The 463-nt window shown below is 33.3% G+C and carries 1 protein-coding gene; it reads right to left on the bottom strand.

All coding sequences use genetic code 11. The annotated features are described in order from the left end of the window. Nucleotides 1-131: 131 nt before the first annotated feature. Nucleotides 132-440, bottom strand: coding sequence for a DUF3310 domain-containing protein (locus D9V42_RS14805; protein ID WP_036851133.1), 309 nt, complete (start codon nucleotides 438-440; stop codon nucleotides 132-134). Nucleotides 441-463 lie beyond the last annotated feature (23 nt).

Genomic DNA, 463 nt, shown 5'->3' with positions numbered 1-463 from the left:
AAAAGAGTTTAAATATCCTTTTTTGTTGTTCATCAATTTAACATTGTATTTTTCATTTGTATCTCCTTAATTTCTATAAGACTATAATATCAAAAAAAGTTCACACTGTCAAGCATAAACTTTATTTTCAATTATTCTTCGCCTTTCCATTGTTTGAAATCATCAGCTATATCTTGTGCAAAGCTCATAATGTCGTCAGCAGTGTATTCTGTAAGCTTATTCTCGTTACTTAAGTTAGCAAGTTCTCCTGCATAGTCTAAAGCCTTGTTACGGTCTTTGTCGTAGCTTTCACCCTCTTTCTTGCCAGCTCTCACTAGATACTTTAATACCTGCATTGTATACCAGCCTGCAAGCTCTTCATAGTTAAAATGATGTTTAAAGTATTCGTTAAGTTCCATACCGTATTCATTGGCATAGTGCTTATTTGTACCATAATTCATTAGATGTTACCCCCAATCCATGA

It is taken from the genome of Staphylococcus pseudoxylosus (genome assembly GCF_003697915.1).
Lineage (GTDB): Bacteria > Bacillota > Bacilli > Staphylococcales > Staphylococcaceae > Staphylococcus > Staphylococcus pseudoxylosus.
Note: the sequence above shows the minus strand (reverse complement) of the source record. Positions and strands in the feature narration are given on the sequence as shown.

Excerpts from the sequence above, each read along its gene's own strand:
- D9V42_RS14805 (WP_036851133.1), bottom strand. The coding sequence starts at position 440 with ATGAATTATGGTACAAATAAGCACTATGCCAATGAATACGGTATGGAA.